The sequence below is a fragment of the Streptomyces sp. NPDC026589 genome (genome assembly GCF_040638385.1).
Taxonomy (GTDB): domain Bacteria; phylum Actinomycetota; class Actinomycetes; order Streptomycetales; family Streptomycetaceae; genus Streptomyces.
Map to the genome: position 1 here is coordinate 39913 of NZ_JBEZYG010000002.1, position 22903 is coordinate 62815.

22 protein-coding genes are annotated in these 22903 nt (G+C 72.0%); 8 read left to right on the plus strand and 14 right to left on the minus strand.

The window, feature by feature from the left end; translation table 11 throughout:
- Positions 1-118: 118 nt before the first annotated feature.
- The 4 genes from AB0F29_RS03195 to AB0F29_RS03210 are packed head-to-tail and all read right to left on the minus strand — an operon-like array spanning position 119 to position 5598.
- Positions 119-1396 carry an MFS transporter gene (locus tag AB0F29_RS03195; protein WP_361867074.1) on the minus strand — a complete coding sequence of 426 codons (1278 nt, stop codon included), beginning with the start codon at positions 1394-1396 and terminating at the stop codon, positions 119-121.
- Complete coding sequence (locus tag AB0F29_RS03200) at positions 1386-3200, minus strand: condensation domain-containing protein (RefSeq protein ID WP_361867076.1); 1815 nt, start codon at positions 3198-3200, stop codon at positions 1386-1388. The genes AB0F29_RS03195 and AB0F29_RS03200 overlap by 11 nt, the downstream gene beginning before the upstream one ends.
- Complete coding sequence (locus AB0F29_RS03205) at positions 3197-4519, minus strand: DUF6271 family protein (RefSeq protein ID WP_361867078.1); 1323 nt, start codon at positions 4517-4519, stop codon at positions 3197-3199. The genes AB0F29_RS03200 and AB0F29_RS03205 overlap by 4 nt, the downstream gene beginning before the upstream one ends.
- Positions 4501-5598: a phytanoyl-CoA dioxygenase family protein gene (locus AB0F29_RS03210; RefSeq protein ID WP_361867080.1), complete on the minus strand. Its 1098-nt coding sequence runs from the start codon at positions 5596-5598 to the stop codon at positions 4501-4503. The genes AB0F29_RS03205 and AB0F29_RS03210 overlap by 19 nt, the downstream gene beginning before the upstream one ends.
- A 430-nt stretch (positions 5599-6028) precedes the next feature.
- Here AB0F29_RS03210 and AB0F29_RS03215 point away from each other — a divergent pair, with 430 nt between their 5' ends.
- The 3 genes from AB0F29_RS03215 (at position 6029) to AB0F29_RS03225 (ending at position 7959) form a co-directional block, all read left to right on the plus strand.
- Positions 6029-6886, plus strand: coding sequence for a hypothetical protein (locus tag AB0F29_RS03215; protein ID WP_018958245.1), 858 nt, complete (start codon positions 6029-6031; stop codon positions 6884-6886).
- 112 nt (positions 6887-6998) lie between these two features.
- Positions 6999-7250 carry an acyl carrier protein gene (locus AB0F29_RS03220; RefSeq protein WP_361867081.1) on the plus strand — a complete coding sequence of 84 codons (252 nt, stop codon included), beginning with the start codon at positions 6999-7001 and terminating at the stop codon, positions 7248-7250.
- A gap of 79 nt (positions 7251-7329) precedes the next feature.
- A complete protein-coding gene (locus AB0F29_RS03225; RefSeq protein WP_361867755.1) occupies positions 7330-7959 on the plus strand; it encodes a 4'-phosphopantetheinyl transferase superfamily protein in 630 nt (209 codons plus the stop codon).
- 87 nt (positions 7960-8046) lie between these two features.
- Here the strand turns inward: AB0F29_RS03225 and AB0F29_RS03230 are convergent, their stop codons facing one another.
- Entirely contained in the window at positions 8047-8658 is a 612-nt protein-coding gene (locus AB0F29_RS03230) for a TetR family transcriptional regulator (protein ID WP_026290562.1), read from the minus strand.
- A 266-nt stretch (positions 8659-8924) separates the two neighbouring features.
- Between AB0F29_RS03230 and AB0F29_RS03235 the strand changes: the two genes are divergently transcribed.
- The 3 genes from AB0F29_RS03235 to AB0F29_RS03245 all read left to right on the plus strand — a co-directional run bounded on the left by AB0F29_RS03235 (position 8925) and on the right by AB0F29_RS03245 (position 12110).
- The gene (locus AB0F29_RS03235) at positions 8925-10238 is read left to right on the plus strand and encodes a glycosyltransferase family 4 protein (RefSeq protein WP_361867082.1); all 1314 of its coding nucleotides are present in this window, start codon (positions 8925-8927) and stop codon (positions 10236-10238) included.
- A 70-nt stretch (positions 10239-10308) separates the two neighbouring features.
- Entirely contained in the window at positions 10309-11040 is a 732-nt protein-coding gene (locus AB0F29_RS03240) for a class I SAM-dependent methyltransferase (RefSeq protein ID WP_018958240.1), read from the plus strand.
- Positions 11037-12110 carry a prenyltransferase gene (locus AB0F29_RS03245; RefSeq protein ID WP_361867084.1) on the plus strand — a complete coding sequence of 358 codons (1074 nt, stop codon included), beginning with the start codon at positions 11037-11039 and terminating at the stop codon, positions 12108-12110. Before AB0F29_RS03240 ends, AB0F29_RS03245 begins: the two co-directional genes overlap by 4 nt.
- 43 nt (positions 12111-12153) lie before the next feature.
- Here AB0F29_RS03245 and AB0F29_RS03250 read toward each other — a convergent pair whose 3' ends face one another.
- Together AB0F29_RS03250 and AB0F29_RS03255 are read right to left on the minus strand one after the other, a co-directional pair.
- Complete coding sequence (locus tag AB0F29_RS03250) at positions 12154-12447, minus strand: hypothetical protein (protein WP_361867085.1); 294 nt, start codon at positions 12445-12447, stop codon at positions 12154-12156.
- A gap of 202 nt (positions 12448-12649) precedes the next feature.
- Positions 12650-13108, minus strand: a complete 459-nt coding sequence (locus tag AB0F29_RS03255; RefSeq protein WP_361867087.1) for a hypothetical protein — start codon at positions 13106-13108, stop codon at positions 12650-12652.
- A gap of 228 nt (positions 13109-13336) precedes the next feature.
- Between AB0F29_RS03255 and AB0F29_RS03260 the strand changes: the two genes are divergently transcribed.
- Positions 13337-14116, plus strand: a complete 780-nt coding sequence (locus AB0F29_RS03260) for a maleylpyruvate isomerase family mycothiol-dependent enzyme (protein WP_361867088.1) — start codon at positions 13337-13339, stop codon at positions 14114-14116.
- Positions 14117-14153: 37 nt separating this feature from the next.
- On the opposite strand, the gene AB0F29_RS03265 is transcribed toward AB0F29_RS03260, so the two are convergent.
- From AB0F29_RS03265 to AB0F29_RS03295, 7 genes are all read right to left on the minus strand, one after another.
- The gene (locus tag AB0F29_RS03265; protein ID WP_361867090.1) at positions 14154-15164 is read right to left on the minus strand and encodes an LLM class F420-dependent oxidoreductase; all 1011 of its coding nucleotides are present in this window, start codon (positions 15162-15164) and stop codon (positions 14154-14156) included.
- A 120-nt stretch (positions 15165-15284) separates the two neighbouring features.
- A complete protein-coding gene (locus tag AB0F29_RS03270; protein ID WP_361867092.1) occupies positions 15285-16139 on the minus strand; it encodes a hypothetical protein in 855 nt (284 codons plus the stop codon).
- A gap of 167 nt (positions 16140-16306) precedes the next feature.
- Positions 16307-17206, minus strand: a complete 900-nt coding sequence (locus tag AB0F29_RS03275) for an N-acetylmuramoyl-L-alanine amidase (protein WP_361867093.1) — start codon at positions 17204-17206, stop codon at positions 16307-16309.
- 170 nt (positions 17207-17376) lie between these two features.
- Positions 17377-17964 (minus strand): class I SAM-dependent methyltransferase, encoded by a 588-nt coding sequence (locus AB0F29_RS03280; protein ID WP_361867756.1) that lies wholly within the window; start codon positions 17962-17964, stop codon positions 17377-17379.
- A 255-nt stretch (positions 17965-18219) separates the two neighbouring features.
- Entirely contained in the window at positions 18220-19527 is a 1308-nt protein-coding gene (locus tag AB0F29_RS03285; RefSeq protein WP_361867095.1) for a M20/M25/M40 family metallo-hydrolase, read from the minus strand.
- Positions 19524-20918 carry a cytosine permease gene (locus tag AB0F29_RS03290; protein WP_361867096.1) on the minus strand — a complete coding sequence of 465 codons (1395 nt, stop codon included), beginning with the start codon at positions 20916-20918 and terminating at the stop codon, positions 19524-19526. The genes AB0F29_RS03285 and AB0F29_RS03290 overlap by 4 nt, the downstream gene beginning before the upstream one ends.
- Positions 20918-21871, minus strand: coding sequence for a DUF1177 domain-containing protein (locus AB0F29_RS03295; protein ID WP_361867097.1), 954 nt, complete (start codon positions 21869-21871; stop codon positions 20918-20920). The genes AB0F29_RS03290 and AB0F29_RS03295 overlap by 1 nt, the downstream gene beginning before the upstream one ends.
- 148 nt (positions 21872-22019) lie before the next feature.
- On the opposite strand from AB0F29_RS03295, the gene AB0F29_RS03300 reads away from it, so the two are divergent.
- The gene (locus AB0F29_RS03300) at positions 22020-22847 is read left to right on the plus strand and encodes an IclR family transcriptional regulator (protein ID WP_361867099.1); all 828 of its coding nucleotides are present in this window, start codon (positions 22020-22022) and stop codon (positions 22845-22847) included.
- Positions 22848-22903 lie beyond the last annotated feature (56 nt).

Genomic DNA, 22903 nt, shown 5'->3' on the forward strand with positions numbered 1-22903 from the left:
GCAACGTCGCAAAGCAGTCAGGCGGGGAGGGCGAACGTACCGGTCATGCAGGTCTGACCGGTACGTCCCACCCGTCCCGCGAAGTCCGGCCGGTACGTCGTTCCATCGTTGGCGCGGGTCAGACCGCCGGTTCGGCCTCCGGTTTGCTCAACAGCCCCTCCGGCGCCCGCCGCAGCGCGCGGATCGCCGGGACGCTCAGCATCACCGCCAGCAGGGCGAACGACATGACCGACGAGAAGATCAGCACCTCGTTCGCGCCGAACGTGTCGGCCGCCGGGCCCGCCAGCGCGCGGCCGAGCGGGATGACCATGATGGAGCCCGCGACGTCGTACGCGGAGACGCGGCTCAGGACCGTCAGCGGGATGTGCGACTGGACGCTGGTCGCCCACATCACGCCCCAGAACGCGAAGCCGTAACCCGCGATCACGTGGGCGATCGCCGTGGCCGCGAAGGACCATTCGAGCGCCGGGGCCAGGGGGTTGAGCGCGAAGCAGAGCATGGCCAGCGCGCCGGCCACCAGCGGGCGTCTCGGGCGGACCCGCATGCCGATCAGGCCGCCGATGATCGTCCCGGCGCCGTCCGCCGAGGCGATCCAGCCGTAGCCGCTCGCCCCGTGCTGCTCGATCATCAGCGCGGCGCCGAGCGGCAGCGCGGGGCCGAACACGAACAGGCCGTAGACGGACCAGACCGCGATGACGCCCCACAGCCACTGCCGGGACCGGAACTCCTGCCAACCCGTCGCGAGCCTGCGCCACATCGGGGCGTCGCCCTCGTCGCGGACCGTGTGCAGCTTCCGCAGGGGCAGCAGGACCGCCGCGCTGAGCGTGTACGCCGCCGCGATGACCAGGTACGAGCCCGACACCTGCCAGTACGCGACGAGGATGCCCGCCAGACCGGGGCCGAGCAGCGTGCTCAGGGCCTCGGATATGCGCAGCAGCGCGTTGGCCTTCTGGATGTCCTCCGCGACCCGGGGGACCATGCTCGCCATACCGGGCTGGAACATCGCGGTCGCGGCGCCGCTGAGCGCCATCAGCGCCATGATCTGCCACAGCGGGACGCGGGCGGAGGAGAAGAGCAGCGCCGCCAGCGTGATCATGGCCAGCATCCGCACCAGGTCGGCGCAGATCATCATCAGCTGCGGGGTGAACCGGTCGGCCAGCACCCCGCCGAACAGCACCAGCAGGACGATCGGGGTCATCCAGGCGGCCAGGGCGTAGCCGACGCCGGTCGCCCCGTGGCCCGCTCCCAGCACGGCCGTGGTGAGGGAGACCATCAGCATGCCGTCGGCCAGCAGCGACGCGCTGCGGGCCGTGAAGAACAGCCGGAACCGGCCCGACCGCCAGGGGCTGGGCAGTGATTCCCGCTGCTGCGGAAGGGGTGTGCCGTCAACGCTCATGTCGTACCTGCCGGCCTCTGCCGGTCCCTTCCTCGATGATCTCCAGTCGACGCCAGGCGTCGCTCCGGTCCTGCTCGGCGGGTGGGTTCTCGACGAGTACGTAGCGGTGGGGTGCCAGGACGCCCGAACCGGCGGCCGGGATGAGGGCGGTCAGCGCCCGGTGGGCCTCCTCGGGCGTCAACGAGGTGGCGCCGCGGGCGATGTACGCCGTGAGGTGCGGTTCCGCGCCGGGCACCCCCTCCGCGGTGCCGTTCCCCGTTCCGTCCGGTCCGAGCTCCTCGGCCACCCGCACCGGCAGTCCGCCCGCCGCCCGGGCGAGGGTCTCGCGCACCGCGGCGGGCGAGACCCAGCAGCCGTCCACGCGGAGCCACGTGGGCCCGCGTTCGGCGGGACGGACTCCCGTCACCTCGGACAGCGCCTCCATCGGCACGTCCCCGGCGGCGGCCGCCTCCAGGAGCAGGACCAGCCCGGAGAGGAACCCCTCCGCCTCCTCGGGGGTGAAGAGCGTGGGGGCCGCCCACAGAGAGATGTGCAGCTGGGGCGCTGTCCGGTACGTGAAGGCGAGCAGCCGGGTCGGCAGCGTCTGGGGCGGACCCCAGGTCAGCTCCTGCTCGGCGTCGTCGCGGTCCTGCGTGTCGGTGCCCAGGAGCGGGGCGGGCAGGGCGCTCACATCGTTGAACACCACGTCCCGGCCGAAGTGGCTGCCGCGCTCCGCGGTGACCCGGTCGATCATCTCCCACAGCCGTACGGAGTCGAACTGGCTGTGCCGGTAGGCGTCGAGCACCGCCCCCCAGGTCCGGGCGACCAGGGCGTCGAAGCCGGGCACCCGGAGATCCAGGTGGAGCAGAGCGTCCTGGGATGCGGTGGTCACCGAACGGGCGACCCGGGGGTGGAACCGGTTGGCGCTCGGGACGGCGGTGACACAGCTGTCCTGGCCCGCCCGGTGGGCCACCAGGGCGCACCAGGCGGCCATCAGGACGGTGGCCTCGGGGTGCCCGGTGCGGCGGGCCGCCCCGGCGAGCGCCCGGCCGCCCCGGCGGGAGCGGAGCGTCAGCCGCCGGGCCTCCTCGTCGGTCCCCGGCCTCCTGCCGCGCGGCTCCGCGAACATCTCCTGCGGCCCGTTGCGGATGATCCGCTCCCAGTACCGCAGGGAAGCCTCCGACTTCCGCAGCCCGGCCGGGGACGCTTCCACGGCGGCCAGGTCGACCGGGGGCAGGGACGTGAGCCCCGGCAGCTCCTTGCCCGCCAGCAGCTCGGCGAACTCCTCGCGCAGGATGGCCATCGCGCTGGCGTCCGCCACCGCGTGGCTCAACGCCAGCGCGACGTGGACCGGGGTTCCGGCCACGGTGAGCAGGGAGATCCGCAGAGGGAACTCCCGCTCCAGGGCGAAGCGCCCGGCCCGGGCCGCCCGGGCCACCGACTCGGCATACCGCGCGGGCTCCTCGGGGAACGCCGCGTGGTCCAGGACCGTCACCGTGAACGTGCCCTCGGCCGACACGACCTGCTCGACCGGTGCGGACCCGGGGGCATGCGGGAACGTGGTGCGCAGCCCTTCGTGGCGCCCGGCCAAGGCGCGCAAGGCGTCGGTGACGGCCTCCACGGTGGTGCCCTCGGGGACGGGCCACACATCGTGGATGTTGATGTGGGTGGGGTCGTCCCGCAGGATGCAGCGGATCATGTTGGCCTGGCCCATGGTGAGGGGGCCCCGGCGCTCCTCACCGCCCGCGTAGGCGACGGTGACCGTGGTCGTGGTGGTGTGCGGGGGGTTCGGGTGCATGGTGTCCTTGCCGGCTGCGGAGTTCATCGGTTCACGGCCCGGGCACCCCTCGGGCCCACGTCCGCGCTCGCACGGGCCAACGCCTCCCAGCGGTCCATCAGGAGCGCGAAGTCGGCCATGTCGTCACGGGCCTCGTCCAGGAGCCGGGAGCGGCGTTCGACGAGGACGTCGGCGACCGTCTTGTAGCGGTCGCCGACCCGCCGGTAGGCGTCGTCGATGACGTCGAGCCGGTGGGCTCCCGACGCCCGGTCCAGGCCGGTGCTGTCCCGGACGAAGCGGGCGACCTCACGGGCCCGGATGTGGCCCTCGGCGTCGAGCAGCGCGTTCCCCGCCGCCGCCGTCCTCGCGTACACGGCGTTGAGATACGCCTTGGACAGCAGGAACTTCACGAAGCGCACCTGGTACGCGAGGAAACCGTCGTCCGTACGCCGTTCCGGCGTATGGAAGTTGACGATGTGCCGGTTGTGCTGGACGCCGGGCATGCGGGCGTCGTGGAGGAGGTGGATCAGGAAGTAGTCGCTGCCGATGGTGTCGGTGGCGGGCGGCAGCGGGACACGGCGGTAGACCTCGTGGTCGAGTGCGATGTTGCACATGTCCACGCGCATCGGGCTGACGGGGGCGAGCGTGGTGCGATCGCCGTCGAACGCAGTGTCCCCGGCGCCCCGGAAGGACTCGTCGATCAGATGTCCGCGCCAGATCTCCGGGTACCCCTCGGGGATCGACAGGCCGATCAGTTCGCGGTACGTGGCCGGGTCGCGTTCGCGGATCTCCGCGACGTCCACCGACATCTCCCCCACGAAGGAGCCGCCGGCCATCGTCACCCGCCGGCTCCCGGTCCCCGGCGGCAGCTTGCTCCGGGTCGCCGACGCGCGTACGTCGTCGGCGCGTTGGCCCAGATAGGTGAGCTCCTCGTGGAGCGGGAAGACCGGTTCGCCGTCGAACCGCTGGTAGCGGCTGTCGGAGTCCCGGCGGTGGACGGACGTGCAGCCGAGGGCCTGGGCGATGAGGAACGCCCGGTTGGTGCAGGCGCCGTAGGAGACGCGGGACGGCAGCATCAGTTCCAGCAGCCGGTCCGGCCGGTCTCCGCCGGACCGCCCGATCACCGCGCGCAGGAAGTCCCGTTGCTCGTCCTCGTCGAGGTGGTGGACGGTGACACCGGGGGACGGCGGCAGCGCGGCGACCGCCCGCCGGTGCTCGGCGAGCACCGGCTCGGGGGAGGAGTCCAGGACCAGGAGATGCACCTCCACGCCGAACCGCCCTGCCCCGTACGCCGCTTCCTCGCCGACCGCGGCGATGGTGCCGGCGCAGGCCCGGTGCGTGGGCAGGGTCAGACAGACGCGGCGCACGAGGGCTCCCCGCTCCGCGCGGGGGGTGCCGTGTCCTCGGCGTCCTCGACCGGGTCCTGCCACGAGGCGAGCCCGAGCAGTCGGCTGCCCAGGGGGTTCAGCTCGGCCGTGGGGTAGCGCTTGGCCTCGGGCAGCACCGGGTCGCCGACCAGGGTCCGGTTCCAGCGCGGGGTGCGCAGGTGGCGCCAGGACTCCACGCGGGACTTGCGGAGCCGCTCGTGCTCCTCCAGCGCGGGCATCATCGACAGGTACTGCACGGCCCGCACCCCGCTCTCGGAGAGGTTGCGCGCCACACCGTGGGCCAGCAGGCCGTTCCAGATGAGCAGGTCGCCCGGGCGCAGATCCGGTCGTACGACGGGGAGTTCGTCCCGGTCGATGGTGGGGCGCAGGGGGTCCCGGCCGGCGGGCTGGGCGGTCTTCCAGGTGTCGAACTGCCGGAACAGCTCCGGGCAGCACTGGAAGCCGCCCGTCTCCGGCCGGGTGTCGTTGAGCGCGATGATGCCCTGCACCCGCTGCGGCGGGACGGCGAGCGTGGTGTCGATGTCCCAGTGGAGCTCGATGTCGAAGCCCCGGTCCGTCGGCTCGATCAGGGCGCGGTCACGGTTGCCCCGGTTGGGCGGGTTGAGGTTGAGCCGGTCCAGGGTGACCCACAGCTCCTCGCAGTCCCATACGTCGACGAAGGCGTCGTAGACCCGCTGTGACTGCCGGTTGTCCCAGAGGAGTTGGTGGTGGTAGGCCTCCACGAAGCCGTAGATGCGCAGTTGCTGGTCCAGCTCGGAGCGCAGCGGCCGGTCCTCGTACCAGCTCTCCGGCCGCTCCGGGTCCAGGCCCTGGAACTCCCAGGTGAAGTCCAGCATTTGACGCGCCACCGGGGCCGGGATCGCTTCCCGGACGATGACGTAGCCGTACGTCTGCCAGTGGGCGAAGTCCTCCTCGGAGAGCACTCGCAGCGGGCGTGACTTGTCGAGCTCCCGCAGTGCGGTCTGTGCGAGGTAGGCCTCGCCGTCCGCGCTGAAGTACGGGATGTCGGACGCCGCGCGGTGCAGGCGGGGCCGGCGGCGAGGGGCAGGGGTCGTCATGAGGTTGATGGCAGGTCCTTCTCCTCGGCCGGCCGTGCGGCGACCCCGGGGGAGCGGGGTCGCCGCGGACGGCGGGACGGATGGCAGTGCCGTGGCGGGAGGAGCCATGACCACGTCGATCAGCAGGATTGGTCCAGACCGCCCGGACTGTCAAGTGCCATCCACATATGGGGATATGAGATGCCGTCCTGTACCTGGCGGCCACGAAATCGATACCTGTCGTTCGGTTTCTTTGGTCTAGACAACAGGTGAGCGACAGGCCTAATGTCCAAGGGCGCGGTCGGGTTCGTGACGGGTTGTCATCTGTACTTCTGTCCGTACTCCGGACAGTCACGGACCTGTTCGGGACCTGCCGCCGTCACGGCGATGTGGTCCGTACGCCCGAGGGGTGTCCCCGATTGCCGGCCCACGCCGAGAAAGACGCGGTTCCATGAACACATCCAGCATCACGGCCCTGCCGGGTATCACGCTGAAGAGTCCCGGTGCGGGGCTGATCACGCTGGACCCGGTCCGCACCGCACTGCTGCGGGGCCTGGACGATCTGCTGACCGGCCTCGCCGCGCGGCTCGCCGCCCCCGAGGTGGTGGGGCCGCCCCTGCTCTCCGTCGAGGGGCTGGCGCGGCTCGACTTCTTCCGCAACTTTCCCCATCTCGGCGTCTCCGCGGGGCGGTTCGGCCCGGAGGCGCTCGACGGTCTGGCCTCCGGCGGGTCGCCCCAGGACCTGCCGTTGCACCCGACCGGCCATGTGCTGCCGTCCGCGACCTGCTACGGGCTGCTGCTCTCCCTGGAGGGCGAGGACGTCGGAGAGGACGGGCTGAGGCTCTCGGCGGTCGGCCGCTGCTTCCGCAACGAGACCCACTACGACGGCCTGCGCCGCCTGTGGGGGTTCCACATGCGCGAGGTGATCTACCTCGGCACCAAGGACGGTGCCACCGAACACCAGGAACGCGGCGGGGAGTTCGTCCAGGAGGTGGCCGGACGTCTCGGCCTGACCCTGACCCGGGCGGCGGCCGACGACCCGTTCTACGACAACGGGGGGTCGCGGGCCCGCCTGATGGCACTGGACCCGGTGAAGTACGAGTACAGCGCCCCTGACGGCACGGCCATCGCCTCCGTCAACCGGCACCGCAACTTCTTCGGCGAGCGGCTGGGCATCCGGGCCGGCTCGCACGGTCCCGCGTACAGCTCCTGCGTCGCCTTCGGCATGGAGCGCTGGGTGCACGCGATGATCCTCGCGCACGGCACCGCCGAGCAGGCCCTGGAGCGGCTCCGCGCCGCCGGTTCCTGAACCGATCCTCAGCCCTGGCCGACCGGCCGTCACCCGAACAGAGGCGCCGTCAACAGAAGCGCCGTCAACAGAAGTAAGCCGTCAACAGAAGCAAAGAGGAGCGGTTTCTCCCATGGAACGTGTCGTAGCGTGGCTCAACGAGAAGAACCCCGGACTCGACGGCTCGATCGGCGTCGAGGAGGACCTCATCGAGGCCCGCCTCATCGACTCGATGGACTTCCTGGAGTTCATCGACCTCCTGGAGGAGATCTCGGGCAGCGGCATCGATCTGCAGGAGGTCACCATCGACGACTTCCGCACCCTGGCCCGCGTCAAGGAGCGCTTCCTCGCCGCCGGCGACCTGGCGGAGGCGCCGGCCGGCTGAGTCCGGGCCGGTGGCCCCTTTCCCGCCGCCCCGCGAACAGGGCACGGCCCCCGCGCCGTCGGCGGCCGCGGGCGCCTTCGTGCTGGTGGCCACCACCGCGGAGGTGCTGGCGCACCCGGAGCTCGACGAGCGCCTGCTCGCCCCGTGGGAGCGGCGGCGGCTCGCGGGGATCCGGGTGCCGGCCCGCCGCGACGACGTGGTGGCGGCCCGCCTGCTGCTGCGGCTGTGCGCCTCCCGGGCCACCGGGCTGCCGCCGGACGCGGTGGAACCGGCCCAGCGCTGCCCCGGTTGTGGGCGGGACGGGCACGGCCGGCCGTATCTCCCGGACCACTCCGGCCTGGGGGCGAGCTTCAGCCACGCCGACGGCCTCGCCGCGGCGGCGGTCGGGCCCGGCCCGGTCGGTATCGACGTGGAACCCCTGACGCGCCGGCCGGGGCCCCTGTCCGTACTGCGGCGGCTGCTGCCCGGGGACGCGGTGGACGCCGCCTGCGCCGAGCCGGACCCCGGCCCGGCGCTGCTGCGGTTGTGGGTCCGGCGGGAGGCGCTGTTCAAGGCCGGACTCGAGGCCGGATTCGAGGGTGGGGTCGAATCCGGGTTCGAATCCGGATTCGAGGCCGGGCGGGATGACGCGCGGCTGACCGAGTGGACGGACCGCCGCCGTGCGGCCGTGGTGGCGCTCGCGGGCGTCGAGGGCGTGTTTCGAAAGTAGCGCCGTCCGCCCGGAGGCCGCCGAGCAGGCGGGACTTGCGGAACACGCCCCGGGCGCCGGCGGCCCGCCCCGCCGACGGGCCGCTCCTCAGCGCCGGCCCGGCTCCGCCGTCAGGTCGATGAGACGGCAGACCGTCTCGATGTCGATCTTCACCTGGGCGATCGAGGCCCGGCCCGACAGCCAGGTGATCAGCGCCGAGTGCCAGGTGTGCTCGATGACCCGGACCGCGGAGAGCTGCTCCGGGGTCGGGTGCTCCAGGCCCATCGCGTCCAGGATGATCGCCGTGGTCAGCCGGGAGACGGTGTCCACCTCGGGGCTCACGCTGCGGTCCGCGAAGGTGAGCGCGCGGACCATGGCGTCCGCGAGGTGCGGTTCGCGCTGCAGGGCGCGGAAGGCGCGCATCAGCGTCTCGGCCACCCGCTGGGCGGCGTCGTCGCCGGCCGGCGGACGTTTGCGGAGCGTGGCGTGCAGGTGCTGGAGCTGGTCCTGCATGGTCGCGACCAGCAGATGGATCTTGGACGGGAAGTAGCGGTAGAGGGTGCCCAGCGCGACTCCGGCGGCCTCGGCCACCTCCCGCATCTGCACTGCCTCGAACCCGCCCCGGCCGGCCAGCTGGGCGCTGGCGTGCAGGATGCGACGGCGACGGGCCTCCTGGCGCTCGGTCAGCGGAGGCGCTGCCGGTCTGGCGTCCGCGGTCATGCTGTCCCCGATCCACGATCCGTGATCCATGGCTTGATCCCGCGCCCGGACGGACGAAGCGGACCGGACGGGCGCGCACAGCATGCCAGGGCGTCCGTCGTGGCGCGAATCACCTGATCCGGCTCTCGCGCCGACGCTACCTGCCGGTAGATTCGATGCACGTCGAACGATCAAGTATGCGACTTGTTCTATCAAGTCTGAAACTTGTTCTAGATTAGCGCGACCGGTTACGCTCCGGCGAATACGCAGTCAGAAGGGGGCCGAGTGTGACCGCTGAGGCCATAGAGACAGGCCCCCGCACGGGCGACGGCAGCTCCACCGGGACCGGCGACCGGCCGTTGCGCATCGCACTCCTCACCTACAAGGGCAATCCGTTCTGCGGCGGCCAGGGCGTGTACGTCCGCCACCTCGGCCGGGAACTCGCCCGCCTCGGCCACAGCGTCGAGGTGATCGGGGCGCAGCCCTACCCGGTGCTCGACGAGGGCGTTGCGCTCACCGAACTGCCCAGCCTCGACCTCTACCGCCAGCCCGACCCCTTCCGCACCCCGAAGCCCGGCGAGTACCGCGACTGGATCGACCTGGCCGAGGTCGCCACCATGTGGACCGGCGGCTTCCCCGAGCCGCTCACCTTCAGCCTGCGCGCCCGCCGCCATCTGCTGGCCCGGCGTGGTGAGTTCGATGTCGTCCACGACAACCAGACCCTCGGCTACGGGCTCCTCGGCGACCTCGGGGCCCCGCTCGTGACGACGATCCACCACCCCATCACCGTGGACCGCAGGCTCGACCTGGCGGCCGCGCCGAGCCGCCGCCGACGCGCCTCCGTACGCCGCTGGTACGCCTTCACCCGGATGCAGAAGCGGGTCGCCCGCAAGCTGGACACCGTCCTCACCGTCTCCGGCTCCTCCCGCGACGAGATCGTCGAGGACCTCGGCGTGCGCGCCGACCGGATCAGCGTCGTCCACATCGGGGCCGACACCGACCTGTGGTCCCCCGATCCCTCGGTTCCCGAGGTGCCCGGCCGCATCGTCACCACCTCCAGCGCCGACGTTCCGCTCAAGGGCCTCGTCCACCTCGTCGACGCGCTCGCCAAGCTCCGCACCGAGAACCCCGCCGCCCACCTCGTCGTCGTCGGCAAGCGCGCCGAGAACGGCCCGGTCGCCCGCGCGATCGAGCGGCACGGGCTCGCGGACGCCGTCCAGTTCGTCAAGGGCATCAGTGACGCCGAGCTGGTCGACCTCGTGCGCGGCGCCCAGGTCTCCTGCGTGCCCTCGCTCTACGAGGGGTTCTCGCTGCCAGCCGCCGAGGCCATGGCCACCGGCACCCCGCTGGTCGCGACCACCGGCGGCGCGATCCCCGAGGTCTCCGGCCGCGACGGGGAGACCTGCCTGGCCGTGCCCCCCGGCGACGCGGACGCGCTGGCCGGAGCACTGGCCCGGCTGCTGGACAGCCCGGAGCTGCGCGCCCGGCTCGGCGCGGCCGGCCGCGAGCGGGTGCTGGCCAACTTCACCTGGGCCCGGGCGGCGGCCGGAACGGCCGAGCTGTACCGTCAGGCGATCGTCGCCCGCGGAATCCGCAGGTGACCGCGCGCCCCCGGGCGACCGCGGACCCGATCGTCGCAACCCGTACCTCCGACCTCGAAGGCAGGCCCCCGTGCTGACCGTCGACTTCACCCGCTTCCCGCTCGCCGCCGGCGACCGAGTGCTCGACCTGGGCTGCGGTGCCGGCCGGCACGCCTTCGAGTGCTACCGGCGCGGCGCGCAGGTCGTCGCGCTCGACCGGAACGGCGAGGAGATCCGCGAGGTCGCCACGTGGTTCGCCGCGATGAAGGAGGCCGGAGAGGCCCCCGAGGGCGCCACCGCCACCGCGATGGAGGGAGACGCCCTCAACCTGCCCTTCCCCGACGACTCCTTCGACGTCGTGATCATCTCCGAGGTCATGGAGCACATCCCGGACGACAAGGGCGTCCTCGCCGAGATGGTCCGGGTGCTCAGGCCGGGCGGCCGGATAGCGATCACCGTCCCGCGCTACGGCCCCGAGAAGGTCTGCTGGACCCTCTCCGACGCCTACCACGAGGTCGAGGGCGGCCACATCCGCATCTACAAGGCCGACCAGCTCCTCGCCCGGATCCGCGAGGCGGGGCTCAAGCCGTACGGCACCCACCACGCCCACGCCCTGCACTCGCCGTACTGGTGGCTCAAGTGCGCCTTCGGCGTGGACAACGACAAGGCGCTCCCGGTGCGGGCGTACCACAAGCTGCTGGTCTGGGACATCATGAAGAAGCCGCTCGCCACCCGGGTCGCCGAGCAGCTCCTCAACCCGGTCGTCGGCAAGAGCTTCGTCGCCTACGCCACCAAGCCGCACCTTCCGAAGGCCGAGGCGTGAGCACTCCCGAACAGACCGAACACCTCGTCCTGCCGGGCGTCCTGACGGCGGATCAGGCGATCGAGACGGTCGCCGCGCTCGCCGCCGTACAGCGGGAGGACGGGGCGCTGCCCTGGTTCCGGGGCCACCACCTCGACCCGTGGGACCACACCGAGGCCGCGATGGCCCTGGACGCGGCCGGCGAGCACGGGGCGGCGGCCCGCGCCTACGACTGGCTCGCGCGCAACCAGAACGCCGACGGCTCCTGGTACGCCGCCTACCACGACGGCGATCCGCGGCAGCCGACCGACCGGGGGCGGGAGAGCAACTTCTGCGCGTACGTGGCCGTCGGCGTCTGGCACCACTACCTCGCCACCGGCGACGACGCGTTCGTCGACCGCATGTGGCCCACGGTCTTCGCGGCCGTCGAGTTCGTCCTCGGACTCCGGCAGCCCGGCGGGCAGATCGGCTGGAAGCGGGAGCCCGACGGAACGCCCGTGAACGACGCGCTGCTGACCGGCTCGTCCTCGATCCACCAGGCGCTGCGCTGCGCGCTGGCCATCGCCGAACGCCGCGAGGAGCCGCAGCCCGACTGGGAGTTGGCGACCGGCGCGCTGGCCCACGCGATCCGCAGCCACCCCGAGCGCTTCCTCGACAAGGGGCGCTACTCGATGGACTGGTACTACCCGGTCCTCGGCGGCGCGGTCACCGGGGCCGAGGCCACCGCCCGCATCCAGGAGGGCTGGGACCGCTTCGTCGTCCCCGGCCTCGGGGTGCGCTGCGTGCTGCCCAACCCCTGGGTGACCGGCGGTGAGAGCTGCGAACTCGCCCTGGCCCTCTGGATGACGGGGGAGTCGGACCGGGCGCTGGAGATCCTCCAGTCCGTCCAGCACCTGCGCGCCGAGGGCGGGTTGTACTGGACGGGTTACGTCTTCGAGGGTGACCGGGCCTTCTGGCCCGAGGAGCTGACCACCTGGACGGCGGGCTCCCTGCTGCTCGCGGTGGCCGCGCTCGGGGGGGACGAGGCGACCACCGCGGTCTTCGGGGGCGAGCGGCTGCCGGTCGGTCTGGAGCCGGACTGCTGCGGCTGAAAGCGCCGGCCTGCCGCTGAACGCGCCCTGGGGTTGGCCCTGTTCAGCCGCGGCGGAGCCGGCCCGCCACCGCGTGTCCGATGAAGAGATAGACCACGGCCGCCAGGCCGTATCCGGTGACGACGTTCGCCCACGCCCTGTCGAACGTGAACAGGTCGTACGACCAGCCCGCCAGCCAGCGGGCCGCGTCGTGCACCCACTGCACGAAGTCGTTGCCGCGGTTGGCGTCCAGCAGGTACATCAAAATCCAGAGGATGATGACGAAGGCCAGAATGTCGGCCACGACGGCGATGACACGAGCCGCTGAACTGCTTCCTGAACGGGTTCTGGGAGACATGGAACTCTGGTTGCCGCTTTACGCAGGGTGAAACCCGCACGGCCCGTACCGGGTGGCGGCCGGTGGGGGCCGTGCGGGGTTGAGAGGGAGTGCCGACCTTCGTCACCCACTGTGACACGCTCGGACGGTTCGGCCCGGTTCAGCGGGCCCGGCCGGTCAGGCCCGCCCGGTCAGGAGACCCGCCGTGCGGGCCCCGCCGGGGTCAGAGCAGATCGTCACCCGTGCCGTCGTAGTCCATCTCCTCGCCCTCGGGAAGCAGGGGGTCCGCGCCGGTCAGGGCGAGGATCAGATAGGCGCCGTAGGACGAGCCGTCGTGCTCGTCCCGCACCTTCAACGTTCCGCCGACGCCGTCCTCGTCGGTCTCGAACCCCGCCGGGTCCAGGCCGAGGCGTCGGGCGAGCTCGTCGACCGCGGCGAGCAGCCGGTCGCGCGCGGTTCCGCCCTCCCGGGCCTGGTGGTCCTCCGGAGGCCGGAGGACCACGAGGAGATCGGCGAGGAAGCCCCGGCGCAGTCCGTCGGGACCGGCCGCCTCGAACGCCATCGACACCGGTCGGAGCTCGGAGACCAGCGGCAGCCAGGCGCGCAGCGCTTCTTCGGCGGTGCGCACCCGCCGCAGGTTCAGGGAGACGCGGCAGACCACGTCGTCGCGGGAGAACCTCATCAGTGGGTCACGTATCCATTCTTCGCGATGGTTTCGACACGTTGGCGTGGGGGGTGTGGGGGGTGTGGGGGGTGTGGGGGGTGTGGGGGGCGTGGGGACGCGGGCGTGGGGGGCGTGGGAGCAGCCCTTGCCTTCATTCTCCCTCCGTCGACGGGCGGCCCGCCGGCACCCGGTCGACCTGCGGAATCCGGGTGATCGACCCGGGCCCCGCCGGTTAGGGTGCGCCGCATGACCTCTCTCTCCCACGACCGTTACTGCGACGAGATCCTGGCCCAGAACGACGCCCTGCGCGCGGTGCTGACCGGCGCCGACCTCACCGCGACCGTCCCCACCTGTCCCGACTGGACCCTGCGGGAGCTGGCCGTGCACGTCGGCGGCGCGCACCGCTGGGTCGGCGAGATCGTCCGCACCCGGGCCGCCGAGGACATCCCCGAGGACAAGGTGCCCGGCATGGACGGCCCGGACGGCGACGACCCGGCCGCGCTGGACGCCTGGCTCGCCGAGGGAGCCGCGGCCACGGTCGCCGCGCTGCGGGAGGCGGGGCCCGACACCGAGGTGTGGACCTGGGCGTGGGAGCGGCGTGCCGCCTTCTGGGCGCGGCGCATGACGCACGAGACCGTTGTGCACCGGGCGGACGCGGCGCTCGCCGCCCGCGTCCCGTACACGGTGGACGCCGACGTGGCCGCCGACACCATCGAGGAATGGCTGCGCATCGTCTCCTTCTCGCAGGAGGGCGGCGACCCGGAGGCGGCCGAACTGGTCGGAGGCGGGCGCTCGTTGCATCTGCACGCCACGGACGTGCCCGGGGCCGAGTGGCTGATCGAGTTCGGCGACGACCGTTTCACCTGGCGGCACGCGCACGACAGGGCCACGGTCGCGCTGCGCGGACCGCTCACCGACCTGATGCTGGTCTTCAACCGCCGACTGGAGCCGACGAGCCCGCGGGTCGAGGTGCTCGGCGACGCCGCGCTGCTGGACTTCTGGCTGGACCGGTCGTCGTTCGGCTGAGCGGCGAAAGCCCGGACACGCCCCTGAGGTCTGTCGCTCAGGAGTTCAGCTCCGCCAGGACCCGCAGCGTGTGCGGGTCCGGGGCGGTGACCAGCAGATCCGTCACCGGGCCCGTACGCCACAGCTCCAGCCGCTCCGCGATGCGGGCGCGCGGCCCGATCAGGGAGATCTCGTCGGCGAACGCGTCCGGCACCGCCCGCACCGCCTCCTCCTTGCGGCCCCGGAGGAACAGCTCCTGGATCCGCCGGGCCTCCTCCTCGAACCCCATGCGGGCCATCAGGTCGGCGTGGAAGTTGCGGGCCGCGTGCCCCATCCCGCCGATGTAGAAGCCGAGCATCGCCTTCACCGGCCACAGCCCCTCGGCCACGTCGTCGCAGACGTGCGCGCGGGCCATCGGCGCGATCATGAAGCCGTCCCGGAGTCCGGCGAGCGAGGCCCCGTAGACGTCCCCGCGCAGCGGCGACCAGTACAGCGGCAGCCAGCCGTCCGCGATCTCCACCGTCTGCGCGATGTTCTTCGGGCCCTCCGCGCCCAGCAGGACGGGGAGCGAGGCCCGCAGCGGATGCGTGATCGGCTTCAGCGGCTTGCCGAGCCCGGTGGCGTCCGGGCCGGTGTACGGATGGGAGTGGAAGCGGCCCGCCAGCTCCACCGGAGCCCGCCGTGCCAGCACCTGCCGGATCACCTCGACGTACTCGCGGGTCGCGGTCAGCGGGCTGCTGGGGAACGGCCGCCCGTACCACCCCTCCACCACCTGCGGCCCGGACAGGCCGAGGCCGAGCAGCATCCGGCCGCCGGAGAGGTGGTCCAGGGTCAGTGCGTGCATGGCCGTCGCGGTGGGGGTGCGGGCCGCCATCTGGACGATGCCGGTGCCCAGCCGGATCCGGGAGGTGTGAGCGGCGATCCAGGTCAGCGGCGTGAAGGCGTCCGACCCCCAGGCCTCCGCCGTCCATACCGAGTCGTAGCCGATCCGCTCTGCCTCCTGGACCAGGGCGAGTTGGCCGGGGTCCGGGCCGCGGCCCCAGTATCCGAGCGCGAGTCCGAGCCGCATTCCGTTCCCTCCAGCCATAACTGACGGGGTGTCAAGTAAGGGTGACCGGGTTGGACTGTACGACAACGGCCCCCCGCCCGGAAGGGCGAGGGGCCGTTGTCGTGTGCTGTGGCGTACGGATCAGCCGCGCTGGATGCCCGTGGTGTCCTGGAGAACACCACGACGGCCGTCCTGCGTCTGGGCGATGAGGCTCTGGCCGCGCTGCTCCACCGCGAGGTACCAGGTGCCCGGCGCCAGCTCGGCGATCGGGTTCGGCGAACCGTCCTCGCCGTACAGCGGGCGGGCCACCGGAACGGCGAACCAGAACGGGGTGAAGTCGCCCGCCGGGGCCGCGCCGCCCTGCGAGGGCTGCTGGGCCTGCGCCTGCTGCGCCTGCGCCGGGTCGGCCTGGGCGGGCTGGCCCTGCTGCGGAGCGCCGGGGTAGCCGTAACCCTGGCTCGGCTGGGCACCGTACGGCTGCTGCTGGCCGGCCGGGAAGCCGTAGCCCTGGCCGGGGCCCGCGCCGTACGGGGCCTGTCCGGCCCCTACGCCCGGCGCGGGGGAGGCCGGGCTGACGAGCGGGGCCTTGAGCGCGGGGATCATCGGACCGGCGACGGCACCCGCGACGAGCACGATGGCGGCCAGCAGGCCGAGGATCAGGCCCGCGCCGGCGCTGTTGACGTCGAGGATCGTCCAGAAGGCGGTCCACAGCGCGAAGACGGTGAGCGCCGCACCGAACTGGCCGAGGTCGAGGCCGACGACCTTGCGGCCCGGCATCGCACGGCTGAGGATCAGCAGCGCCGCGCCGATGACTCCGGCGAGGAAGACGCTCATCAGGAGTCCGAGCGAGTCCCAGGCGTTCGGGCTGTCGAACCGGGAGCAGTCGACGCCCTGCGGGCAGTCGTAGCTGGAGAAGTCGAGGAAAGAGGCGATGAACAGCACGACCGCTGCTCCGATCACCACGCCGTCGCCTCGAGTGAGGGATCGGATATTCACGTGAAGGTCCTTAGTCGGTCGTCTCGTCGGGGCGGTCGTCGCTGCCGCCGGTGCGGCTCGAAGCTCGGGAGCGGCTCCCCATCGTACGGATGAATCTATCGTCTGCCCGGGCGGGTTGTGCCCGTGCCCGGATCATGAGCGGATATCCCCCCAATATCACCGCAGAACTACCCCTTCAGGTAGCTGCTAATGCCGTCGGCCATGCCCTGGGCCGCCTTCTGCCGCCAACTTCCGCTGGTGAGCAGGGCCGCGTCCTTCGGGTCACGCATATTGCCGCATTCCACGAACACCTTGGGCACGGTCGACAGATTCAGTCCGCCGAGATCATTACGCGTGTCCAGACCGGTCTTTCCACCGATGTAATTGGAGGGCTCGCTTCCGGTCGTACGGACGAAGTGTCCGGCGATCCTCGCGCCGAGATCGGCCGAACTCTTCACGATCTTCGAGGTGTCGGCCCCGCCGCCCTTCACCCCCGCGGGCAGGATCACGTGGAAGCCCCGGTTTCCCACGGCCGACCCGTCGGCGTGCACCGAGACCACCGCGTCGGCCTTCTCCTCGTTCCCGATCCGGGCCCGCTCGTCGATGCACGGCCCGAACGGCCGGTCGCCGTCGTGGGTCAGCCGGACCCGGGCGCCCTCGGCCTCCAGCAGCGTGCGCAGCCGGTGGGACACGTCGAGGGTGAACCGGGCCTCCGCGTAGCCGTCATCGGTGGACGTACCGGTCGTGTCGCACTCCTTGCGGCCGGTGCCGATGTCGACCTTCTCGTTGATCTCCCGGGTGTGATCCCGGTTGCCCGGATTGTGTCCCGGGTCGATCACCACGGTCCGGCCGGTCAGCGGGCCCTTCGGCAGCGGCTTCGCGGAGTCGGAGGGGGAAGCCGTTCCGGCCGGTGCCGGAGCCGTCGGGGAGGCGCCGTCCGCGCCGGGCCGGGGCGGGGCCGCACCGGGCCCGTCGGCTTCCGGGCCGGCGCCGCAGCCGGCTGCGGTCAGGCATACGGCGGCCAGCGCGGCGGCAACGGAGAGGGGCCGGGCGCGGCGGGTGGGGGGAGGGCTGTCGTCGTACGGCACGCGGCGATGCTACCCACCCGCCTGTCCGGAGGGCTCGGACCGCGGCCCGTGCGACCCGGATCCCGCTCTCGTACGGCTCGGATCCCGGTCCCTGTGCGACCTGGATCCCGCTCCCGTACGGCTCCGATCCCGGCGCCCGTGCGACGACCCGGATCTCGCTCCCGTACGGCTCAGATCCCGGTCCCTGTGCGGCGCAGCACGCGCAGCGAGTCCGTCACCGACACCTCGGTGAACGCCCCGGAGGCCAGCGCCCGGAGGTAGATCCGGTAGGGGGCCTGCCCGCCGTCGGCCGGGTCGGGGAACACGTCGTGGATCACCAGCAGCCCGCCCTCGGCGACATGCGGGGCCCAGCCCTCGTAGTCGGCGTTCGCGTGCTCGTCGGTGTGCCCGCCGTCGATGAAGACGAGCCCGAGCGGCCCGGCCCACACGGCGGCGACCTGCGGAGAGCGCCCGACGAGCGCCACCACGTGGTCCTCCAGGCCGGCCCGGCGCAGGGTGCGGCGGAACGTCGGCAGGGTGTCCATCAGCCCGACCTCCGGGTCCACCACGCTCGGGTCGTGGTACTCCCAGCCGGGCTGCTGCTCCTCGCTTCCCCGGTGGTGGTCGACGGTGAGCGCGCTGACCCCGGCTCCCCGCGCCGCGTCCGCGAGCAGGATGGCGGACCGCCCGCAGTACGTGCCCACCTCCAGCAGCGGCAGCCCGAGCGCACCGGCCTCGGTGGCGGCGGCGTACAGGGCGAGACCCTCGTGGGCCGGCATGAAGCCCTTGGCGGCCTCGAACGCGGCGAGGATCTCCGGTGTGGGCCCGGCCGGTGCGGCGGGTCCGGCCGGTCCGGCGGACGCGGCGGCGGAAGCGGCGGCGGACTCGGCGGTCACGGGGTTCCTCCAGGTGGGGCGGGGTGAGTGCGGAACGGCGCCCCATCGTGCCGTACGCCCCCGCCGAGAGGGTCGGCGGGGGCGTACGGGGGGTGAGCCCGGGTCGGGCGGCCCCCGGCGGAACTGCTGGCCTTGAGGTCAGCAGCTCTGCCAGAGTCGGGTCATGACGCGGACGCCGAAGCGCAGGCCCTCCAGCGGGACGCGCTCGTCCACGCCGTGGAAGAGGCGGCCGTAGTCCAGGTCGTGCGGGAGCTTCAGGCCCTTGAAACCGAAGCAGCGGATGCCCAGGTGAGTGAAGGCCTTGGCGTCGGTGCCACCCGGGTTGCAGTACGGGACCGGGTGGCCGTCCGGGTCCTCGGCGCGGACGGCGTCGCACATCGCGTCGACCAGCGGGCCGTCGAACGTCGTCTCCATCGCGATGTCGTGGTTGACCCACTCACGGCTGACGGAGGGGAGCAGCAGCCGGTCGATCGTGTCGATCAGTTCCTGCTCGTGACCGGGGAGGAACCGGCCGTCGACGCGGGCGGTGGCCTTCCCGGGGATGACGTTGGTCTGGTAGCCGGCGGTGAACATGGTGGGGTTGGCCGAGTTGCGGAGCACCACCTGCATGAAGTCCGCGACCGGGCCGAGACGGGCGAGGCTCGCCTCGATGTCGTTCTCGTCGAACGCGACGCCGTAGAGCCGGGCGGCCTCCTCCAGCAGGGCGCGGACCGGTTCGATCAGCCGGATCGGGAAGGTCTCGCGGCCGATCCGGGTGAGGGACTCGGCGAGGTCGGTGACCGCGTTCTCGTCGTTGGGTGACGAGCCGTGGCCGGCCCGGCCGTTGGCGGTGAGCTCCATCCAGGCCATGCCGCGCTGGGCGTTCTCGATCGGGTACAGCCGGCGCGTTTCGTCGAGGGCGAAGGAGAAGCCGCCGCCCTCGCCGATCGCCTCGGTGACCCCGGAGAAGAGGTCCGGCCGGTGCTCGACCAGCCAGTGGGCGCCGAACTTGCCGCCCGCCTCCTCGTCGGCGAGGAAGGCGAGCACCACGTCGCGGGCCGGCTTCGTGCCGGTGCGGGCGAAGTGCCGGGCGGTGGCGAGCATGACCGCCACCGTGTCCTTCATGTCGATCGCGCCCCGGCCCCAGAGGTAGCCGTCGCGGATCTCGCCCGAGAACGGCGGGACCTGCCACTCGGAGGCGTCGGCGGGTACGACGTCCAGGTGGCCGTGGACCAGCAGGGCTCCCCGGGTGGGGTCGCTCCCGGCGATCCTGGCGATGACGCTGGCCCGGCCCGGGGCGGACTCGACCAGTTCGGAGACGATGCCCACCTCGGCGAGGCGGTCCACCACCCAGTCGGCGGCGGCGCGCTCGTCGCTGGTCGGGTTGGAGGTGTCGAACCGGATCAGTTCGGCGCAGAGGTCGACGACCTCGGTCTGGGCCTGCTCGGAGGCGGGGGTGAGGGTCATGCTGCTCCTGCCGGAGTGGTCGCGCGGGCGGCGGGGGCGGGGCTGCGGCCGTCCTCGTCGTCCAGGGTGGAGGTGCCGTACGGCTTGACCCAGCCCAGCAGGCCGAGGGCGCAGTACAGCAGGAAGGCGGTGGCCAGGGAGTTGAGGGCCGGTATGCCGCCGTCGTAGAACTTGCCGACACAGAACGCCACGACCCAGATGACCAGGGACATCGGCACCCAGGTGGGCGAGGTCAGCGGCAGGGTCTCCGCCTCACGGGTGTCGTCCAGCGGCTTGCGCATCCGCTTCACGACCCAGTACTCGGCGACGATGATCCCGCCGATCGGCGGGATCATCACGCCCAGCAGGGAGAGGAACTCCGTGAAGTGAGTCATGATGCCGACCGCGGACAGGAGCGTGCCGGCGATGCCGAGGACGACGGTGACCACGCCGCGGTGCAGCCGCTTGCGGAAGACGACCTGGAAGAAGTTGACGACGCCGAGCGAGGAGCCGTACAGGTTCCAGTCGTTGATCTTCGCGGTGGACATCAGGACCACCATCACACCGAAGGCGCCCGAGGTGGAGAGCACGATGTGGGAGACGTCGCTCGACTTCACCAGGTGGCCGAGCAGCACACCGACCATGCCGACGATGTACTCGGACAGGATCATCGAGGAGGCGCTCTGCACGAAGACGTGCGAGCCCTTCTTGTTGTAGCGGGTCATCTCCGGGGAGACGATGGCGCCGGTCATGTAGCCGCCCGCGATGGCGGTGGCGGCGACGGCCAGCGGGATCGCCTCGCCGGGCGGCGGCGAGCTGATCAGCTCACTGATCGAGTGGTCGTTGAGCGTCGTGATGATCGACCAGGCGACCATGCCGAAGAACAGCGGGGTGACGATCTTGGCGAACAGGGCCATGTACTTGAAGCCGAAGATCACCAGGCCCGTGATGGCGATGCCCGCGATCACGCACCACATCCAGGACGGTCCGCCGACCAGCGCCGAGACGCTGTTGCCGAAGATCGTGTTCTGGACGCCGAACCAGCCGACCAGGCTGACCGCGATGACGAAGCTGACCAGTGCCGAACCGTTGCGGCCGAAGCCCGTCCAGCGGGTGAGCATCGGGGTCGCCAGACCCTCGCGCATGCCGGCCAGACCGATCGCGAAGATCACGATCTCCAGGATCACCGCGCCGAGCGTGAAGGCGAGGAAGGCGTCCCCGAAGGTCATGCCGACGCCGATGGTGGCGCCCAGCGTGAACTGGGAGATCGAGCCGGACTGGGCCAGCCACTGCAGGAGCATGGACCAGAAGCCGAAGCGCTTGTCGCGCGGGACCCGCGAGAGGGAGTAGTCGTCGCTGCCGATGCTCTTGGCTTCGGGGGCCGTGGCGTCGGCCCGGTGGGCGGATGCCATCAGGACTCCTGGGTGGTGCGGCCGAGGGTCTGGAGGTGAGCCAGCGACCCGTAGCGGTTGACGAGGTTGTCGAACTCCACCGCGTCGTGGAAGTCCAGCTGCCCGGCGCCGAAGCCCTTGGCGACCTCCACGGCGTAGCGGGCGGCGGACGCGATGTCGCTCTCGTGACTCGCGCCCGTCTGGCAGCCCGGTACCGCGGCGGCCGAGGTGACCGCGAGACCGACGACCGGAGCGGCGGTCGCGGTGGCGGGCTGGAGGATCGAATTGATGTGGTGTGCACCGTTACCGTACGGCGTGATGTCCTGGGTGGTCACCGGGTATGTGACCAACGGCTCACCGGTCACCACGGCCAGCAGCTCGCCGAGCTGCTCGCTGACCCGGAGCACCCAGCCCTCCTTGACGGTGGGCGACAGAGCCAGGCCCTTGTGGTTGATGATCCGGTTGCCCTTGGTGGTGTCGATGGAGAGCACGGCCTCCATGTCGGCGGTCACCTCGTGCCGGTTCATCGTGGCGATGTCCACGGGCGAGCCCATGAACGGCACCGGGTCGTGCGGCTCGGTCGGCGCGTTCGGACAGATGTGGGTGGCGACGATCACGTCGCCGGGCAGCACATCGCCGCGACGGCGCATGTCGAGCAGCTTGGCGGCCGTGGCGATGGCGGAGGCCGCGCCGTCGGCGTCGGAGACCAGACCGGTCACCTCGGGCCGGGCGCCGATACCGCCGAGCCGGCCCACCACACCGAGGGTGCGGGCGCTGCCGCCCGCCGTCCGGCCGTGGGAGCCGGGGATGCGGACGAGCACGAAGTCCGTCGAGCCCTGGTCACCCATGACGGTGGTGACCTGCGCCGACGAGCCCTCGGCCCCCGCTGCGGCGTCGAGGTACCCGACGACCGTCTTGCCAGTGACCTGGGGATCGTCCAGCAGCTCGACGATGTCCAGTACGTACTTCAACATGGGGGCTCTTCTCCTGATCCTGACACCCGCCCGGCGCTCGACGGGGGAGAGCGCGGGGCGGGGTGCTGAGGCAACATTCGGGATCGGATAGCGTTGAGCGCAACTGTTTCCCGCTATATGCAATTCTGGTCTGAATGGTGAGATGACGATGGCCGAATTCGATCTGGACCGGCGTACGCCCGCCGGGGCGCTGCAAACCGTCGACCGGGCGCTCCTGGTGCTGCTCGCCTTCGAGCGCACCCGGCCCGACTGGGGCGTCACCGAGGTCGCCGAGGAGTTCGGCTGGGACACCTCCGCCGCCCAGCGGCTGCTCGCCACCCTGGCGGGCCGGGGCTTCCTGGTCTCCGATCCGGCCACCCGCCGCTACCGCATCGGCCCCGCCGTGCTGCGGCTCGGCCGGCTCTGGGAGCGCTCGGGCTCGCTGGAGCTGCTGGCCGGTCCGGTCCTGGAGGAGCTGCGCCGGACCACCGGCGACACGGTCCTGTTCTGCCTTCCGGACAGCTTCCACATGCGCTGCGTGGCCGCCGAGGAGGGCGAGACCGGACCGCTGCGCTACTACCCGCTGGTCGGCGAGCTCTACCCCGCGCACGCGGGCGCGACCAGTAAGTCGTACTACGCCTATCTGCCCGACGAGCAGCGCCACCGGCTCTTCCGGGGCCGCCCCATGGCCCGCTTCACCGACCGCACCGTCACCGAACCGGACCTGCTGGAACGGGAGTTCATCAAGATCCGGGCCCAGGGCTACGCCTGGACGGTCGGCGAGTACGACACCGGGATCGCCACCGTGGCCGTACCGGTGTTCCTGGGGCGCGAGCCGTACGGAAGCCTCAGCCTCGGCGGCGGGGAGGACCGGTTCCGGGGGGCGCCCGAGGACCGGCTCGACGCGCTGCGCCACGCGGCCCAGCTGCTGGAGCAGCGCCTCACCCACCCGCCGCAGCGGCCGAAGCCCCGCGCCCGGCGGCCCCGATCCGCCTGACCGGTCCGCTCCGCCTGGCCGACCCACACCGCCTGACCGACCCACACCGCCTGCCG

What these genes read in the sequence shown, in the direction of transcription:
- AB0F29_RS03195 (WP_361867074.1), bottom strand. Translation starts at nt 1,396, where the DNA reads ATGAGCGTTGACGGCACACCCCTTCCGCAGCAGCGGGAATCACTGCCC.
- AB0F29_RS03200 (WP_361867076.1), bottom strand. Translation starts at nt 3,200, where the DNA reads ATGAACTCCGCAGCCGGCAAGGACACCATGCACCCGAACCCCCCGCAC.
- AB0F29_RS03210 (WP_361867080.1), bottom strand. Translation starts at nt 5,598, where the DNA reads ATGACGACCCCTGCCCCTCGCCGCCGGCCCCGCCTGCACCGCGCGGCG.
- AB0F29_RS03215 (WP_018958245.1), top strand. Translation starts at nt 6,029, where the DNA reads ATGAACACATCCAGCATCACGGCCCTGCCGGGTATCACGCTGAAGAGT.
- AB0F29_RS03220 (WP_361867081.1), top strand. Translation starts at nt 6,999, where the DNA reads ATGGAACGTGTCGTAGCGTGGCTCAACGAGAAGAACCCCGGACTCGAC.
- AB0F29_RS03230 (WP_026290562.1), bottom strand. Translation starts at nt 8,658, where the DNA reads ATGACCGCGGACGCCAGACCGGCAGCGCCTCCGCTGACCGAGCGCCAG.
- AB0F29_RS03250 (WP_361867085.1), bottom strand. Translation starts at nt 12,447, where the DNA reads ATGTCTCCCAGAACCCGTTCAGGAAGCAGTTCAGCGGCTCGTGTCATC.
- AB0F29_RS03255 (WP_361867087.1), bottom strand. Translation starts at nt 13,108, where the DNA reads ATGAGGTTCTCCCGCGACGACGTGGTCTGCCGCGTCTCCCTGAACCTG.
- AB0F29_RS03260 (WP_361867088.1), top strand. Translation starts at nt 13,337, where the DNA reads ATGACCTCTCTCTCCCACGACCGTTACTGCGACGAGATCCTGGCCCAG.
- AB0F29_RS03265 (WP_361867090.1), bottom strand. Translation starts at nt 15,164, where the DNA reads ATGCGGCTCGGACTCGCGCTCGGATACTGGGGCCGCGGCCCGGACCCC.
- AB0F29_RS03280 (WP_361867756.1), bottom strand. Translation starts at nt 17,964, where the DNA reads ATGCCGGCCCACGAGGGTCTCGCCCTGTACGCCGCCGCCACCGAGGCC.
- AB0F29_RS03285 (WP_361867095.1), bottom strand. Translation starts at nt 19,527, where the DNA reads ATGACCCTCACCCCCGCCTCCGAGCAGGCCCAGACCGAGGTCGTCGAC.
- AB0F29_RS03290 (WP_361867096.1), bottom strand. Translation starts at nt 20,918, where the DNA reads ATGGCATCCGCCCACCGGGCCGACGCCACGGCCCCCGAAGCCAAGAGC.
- AB0F29_RS03295 (WP_361867097.1), bottom strand. Translation starts at nt 21,871, where the DNA reads ATGTTGAAGTACGTACTGGACATCGTCGAGCTGCTGGACGATCCCCAG.
- AB0F29_RS03300 (WP_361867099.1), top strand. Translation starts at nt 22,020, where the DNA reads ATGGCCGAATTCGATCTGGACCGGCGTACGCCCGCCGGGGCGCTGCAA.